Here is a 4526-nt window from a genome sequence, read left to right as displayed (position 1 = left end):
TGTAGCCGAGCGAGATCGCGCGCGGCTCGTTCTCGCGGATCGCTTTCAGCACCTCCCCGAACGGCGAGTTGATGGTGCGGTAGATCAGCAGGAACCCGCCGAGGAATCCGGCGAGGACAACGTAATAAAGCACGGTCGGTTTGGAGAGATCGAAAATCCCGAACAGATGGCCTTGCGGAATGCCCTGAATGCCGTCTTCACCATGGGTGAACGGGGTCTGCAGATAGATGAAATACAACAGCTGCGACAGCGCCAGGGTGATCATCGAAAAGTAGATGCCCTGCCGGCGAATGCCGATCAGGCCGGTGACGACGCCGAGCCCGGCCGCCGCCGCGGTTCCGGCGATGATCCCCAGTTCAGGCGACACGCCCCACACCTTCAGTGCATGCGCCGAGATGTAGCCTGCGGTCCCCAGAAACATCGCATGGCCGAACGACAGCAAACCGCCATAGCCGATCAGGAGGTTGAAGGCGCAGGCGAGCAGCGCAAAGCACAGCGCCTGCATGACGAAGAACGGATAGACGCCGGTCAGCGGCACGACCGCCAGCATCAGCGCCATCACGGCGAATACGATCATCTCGTCGCGGATGGTGCGCGGCGGGACCTGCAGGGTGTCGTCGGTCATCGCAGTCATGTCAGGCCGCCCTTCCCGTCAGTCCGGTAGGCTTCACCAGCAGCACCAGCACCATCAGCACGAACACCACGGTGTTGGAGGCCTCGGGATAGAAATATTTGGTCAGGCCCTCGACGATGCCCAGCGCAAAACCGGTGATGATCGAGCCCATGATGGAGCCCATGCCGCCGATCACGACGACGGCGAACACCACGATGATCAAATCAGCGCCCATCAAGGGGCGGACCTGGTTGATCGGCGCCGACAGCACGCCGGCGAGTGCAGCCAGGCCGACGCCGAGCCCGTAGGTCAGCGTAATCATGCGCGGCACGTTGATGCCGAAAGCGCGCACCAAGGTCGGGTTCTCTGTCGCGGCGCGCAGATTGGCGCCGAGCCGTGTGCGTTCGATCAGGTACCAGGTGGCAATGCAGACGACGAGCGAGAAGATGACCACCCAGCCGCGATAGATCGGCAGGAACATGAAGCCGAGATTCATGCCGCCCTTCAGCGCATCGGGGATCGCATAAGGCAGACCCGAGGAACCGAAATAGTTCTGGAACACCCCCTGGATAATCAGCGCCATGCCAAAGGTCAGCAGCAGTCCATACAGATGGTCGAGGCTGGCGATCCATTGCAGCATGGTTCGTTCGAGGATCATGCCGAAGATGCCGACCGCCAGCGGCGCCAGGATCAGCGCCGGCCAGTAGCCGATGTTAAAGACGTTAAGCAGGAAGTACGCCGCGAAGGCGCCCATCATGTAGACCGCGCCATGCGCGAAATTGATGATGTTCAGCATGCCGAAAATCACGGCCAAGCCGAGACTGAGCAGCGCATAGAACGAGCCGTTGATCAGCCCGACCAGCAATTGCGCGAACAGCGCCTGTAGATTGATCGACATAGGGTTCTCAGCTCTCGGATATCGGTTCTTGATCAGGAAAGTGGCCCGGCAGCCAGACGCCGCCGGGCCGCTTGCATTACTTCTTCAAAAGCGCGCAGCTGCTCTTGTCGATCGGCGTGAACGCCTCGTTGGCGGGCACCGTGCCGGCGAGCTTGTAGAAATCCCACGGTCCCTTGGACTCCGAGGGCTTCTTCACCTCGAACAGGTAGCCGGGATGGATCTTGCGACCATTGGCTTCGATCTTGCCCTTGCCGAACAGCGGATCGTCGGTCGGCAATTCCTTCATCTTGGCGACGACCTTGGCGCCATCATGCGGATTGCTGCCGAGCGCATCGAGAGCTTTGAAGTAGTGGATCAAACCGGCATAGACGCCGGCCTGCACCATCGACGGCGGTGCGCCGTTCTTCATGCGCGCCGCGAACTTCTTCGAGAAGGCGCGGGTCTCGTCATTGAGGTCCCAATAGAACGTCTCGGTGAAGCTGAGGCCCTGTGCGGTCTCAAGGCCGATCGCCTTGACGTCGGTGATGAACAGCAGCAGCGCGGCGAGCTTCTGGCCGCCCTTAGTGATGCCGAATTCCGCCGCCTGCTTGATCGAGTTGGTGGTGTCGCCGCCGGCGTTGGCCAGGCCGATGACCTTGGCCTTCGACGACTGCGCCTGCAGCAGAAAGGACGAAAAGTCCGCGCTATTGAGCGGAGTCTTGACGCCGCCAACCACCTTGCCACCGTTGGCCTTGATGACTTCGGTGGTGTCGCGCTCCAGCGCCGCACCAAAGGCATAGTCGGCGGTCATGAAGAACCACGTGTCGCCGCCGGCCTTCACCATCGCCTGCCCGGTCGAATGCGCGAGCATGTAAGTGTCGTAGGTCCAGTGCACGGTGTTCGGCGAACACTGTGCGTTAGTAAGATCGGAGGTCGCGGCACCCGAATTGATGTAGACGCCGTTCTTCTCCTTGACGATGTTGTTCACCGCCAGCGCCACGCCGGAATTCGGCACGTCGACGATGGTATCGACCTTGTCGACGTCAAACCACTGCCGCGCGATGTTGGAGCCGATGTCGGGCTTGTTCTGGTGATCGCCGGAGATGATGTCGATCTTCCAGCCCTTCGCCATCAGACCGGAATCCTCCGCCGCCATCTGTGCAGCCAGCGTCGAGCCGGGTCCACCGAGGTCGGCATAGAGGCCGGACTGGTCGCTGAGCGCGCCTATCTTGACCGTCTTGTCCTGCGCAAAGCTGCTCGTGGCAGCACCGAATACCAAGGCAGTACCGAGCATCAGTGTGGAAATGGATTTCGTCATAGCCCCTCCCTCAAACTCACTAGAATGATCGCCTACATTCAGTCGCGGCGGCCAATGCAACCGTCGCGTCGCACGTCGCTGTTAGCCGAAGCCACCAGCGGCGGAAGTTACTTCTTCAGCAGGGCGCAGGAGCTCTTTTCCAGCGGAGTGAACGCCTGATCCGCCGGGATCGTCGTCACCAGCTTGTAGTAGTCCCACGGGCCCTTGGATTCGGCCGGCGTCTTGACCTCGAACAGATAGGCCGGATGCAGCTTGCGGCCGTTCGGCTGGATGGTGCCCTTGCCGAAGATCACGTCATCGGTCGGCGAGGCCTTCATTTTATCGACGATCTTGATGCCGTCATGCGAATTTCCACCCATCGCATCCAGCGTCTTGAAGTAGTGGATCAGCGAGGAATAGACGCCGGCATGCACGGTGGTCGGCATGCTCTTGTTTTTCATCCGCTCCTGAAAGCGTTTGGAGAAGCCGCGGGTACCGTCGTTGAGATCCCAGTAGAATGTCTCGGTGAAGTTCAAGCCTTGCGCGACCGGAAGGCCGAGCGCATGGACGTCGGTGATGAACATCAGCAGGCCGGCCAGCTTCTGGCCGCCCTTGACGATGCCGAATTCCGAAGCCTGCTTGATCGAGTTGATGGTGTCGCCGCCGGCATTGGCGAGACCGATCACCTTGGCCTTCGAACTCTGCGCCTGCAGCAGGAACGAGGCGAAATCAGACGTTCCCAACGGATGCTTGCTCGAGCCCACCACCTTGCCGCCGTGCTTTTCGATGTAATTGGTAGCCTCGGCCTCGATGCCCTGGCCGAGCGCGTAATTCACCGTAATGAAATACCAGTCCTTGCCGCCACGCGCCATCATCGCCGCCGCCGTGGTGTTGCCGGTCGCCCAGGCGTCGTTGACCCACTGGATGGTGTTCGGCGAACAGGCCTTGCCGGTGAGGTCGGAGCTCGCGGTGGACGAAGCCAGGAAGGTCATTTTGCTGTCGCGAACCAGCGAGTTGATAGTGAGGCCGACGGCCGAGTTCGGCACGTCGACAATGGCATCGACGCCATCGACGTCGAGCCATTTGCGAGCGATCGCGGAGCCGACATCGGCCTTGTTCTGGTGATCGGCATAGACGATCTCGACCTTGATACTCTTGCCGCCGCCGTTGAAATCCTCCGCCGCCATACGCGCGGCTTCCACCGAGCCCATGCCGTTGGTGTCCTGGAAGATGCCGGAGATATCGTTGAGCACGCCGACCCGCACCACATTGTCGGAAATTTCCGCGCGCGCCGGTCCGAAGGCGGCGCACGCCAGCGCCAGCGCCAGATATCCGCTCAATTGCCTCATCGCATCTCTCCCTGTTGATGTGTTTGTGCCGGATTTTTCGTTTTATCGTTTCAGTCCGAACACCCGATCCATTCGCTCGACGCATCGTCTTCCACGGCAAGCAAAGCCGGACCAGAGAATAAAGAGGCCATCACGAGATTAGCGCGCTGCCCATAAAATGAGCAAACGGATTGGCATGACTGCGGGAGCGTGCGCCATTGGCCGCCGTAGAGCTCGGCCAAACTCTTGATAACACGGCTTCATTTTCGCAATGGACATCCTTATTCCGATGTACACAATGGCACACTGCTTGCTTCGATTGAGTAAGATTTCCGCACCCGGAGCGCAGTCAGCAATGGCGAACCTCAGTCCATCCTTCCTGTTTCGCATCCGAAAGACGCGCTTGCCGCA

4 protein-coding genes are annotated in these 4526 nt (G+C 60.3%); all 4 read right to left on the bottom strand.

All coding sequences use genetic code 11. The annotated features are described in order from the left end of the window. Positions 1-634, bottom strand: a 634-nt coding sequence (locus tag JWQ24_RS11615; RefSeq protein WP_299807775.1) for a branched-chain amino acid ABC transporter permease, incomplete at its 3' end; no start/stop codon positions are given. A gap of 1 nt (position 635) precedes the next feature. After that, positions 636-1511 (bottom strand): branched-chain amino acid ABC transporter permease, encoded by an 876-nt coding sequence (locus JWQ24_RS11610; RefSeq protein ID WP_299807773.1) that lies wholly within the window; start codon positions 1509-1511, stop codon positions 636-638. A 76-nt stretch (positions 1512-1587) separates the two neighbouring features. Beyond that, positions 1588-2808 (bottom strand): ABC transporter substrate-binding protein, encoded by a 1221-nt coding sequence (locus JWQ24_RS11605; RefSeq protein WP_299807771.1) that lies wholly within the window; start codon positions 2806-2808, stop codon positions 1588-1590. A 107-nt stretch (positions 2809-2915) separates the two neighbouring features. Then, positions 2916-4136: an ABC transporter substrate-binding protein gene (locus JWQ24_RS11600; protein ID WP_299807769.1), complete on the bottom strand. Its 1221-nt coding sequence runs from the start codon at positions 4134-4136 to the stop codon at positions 2916-2918. Positions 4137-4526 lie beyond the last annotated feature (390 nt).

Source organism: Tardiphaga sp. (genome assembly GCF_028290495.1).
Classification (GTDB): Bacteria; Pseudomonadota; Alphaproteobacteria; order Rhizobiales; family Xanthobacteraceae; genus Tardiphaga.
This window is presented reverse-complemented; position numbering and strand designations above follow the sequence as displayed.

Coding starts and splice junctions, on each gene's coding strand:
- JWQ24_RS11610 (WP_299807773.1), bottom strand. CDS start 1,511: ATGTCGATCAATCTACAGGCGCTGTTCGCGCAATTGCTGGTCGGGCTG.
- JWQ24_RS11605 (WP_299807771.1), bottom strand. CDS start 2,808: ATGACGAAATCCATTTCCACACTGATGCTCGGTACTGCCTTGGTATTC.
- JWQ24_RS11600 (WP_299807769.1), bottom strand. CDS start 4,136: ATGAGGCAATTGAGCGGATATCTGGCGCTGGCGCTGGCGTGCGCCGCC.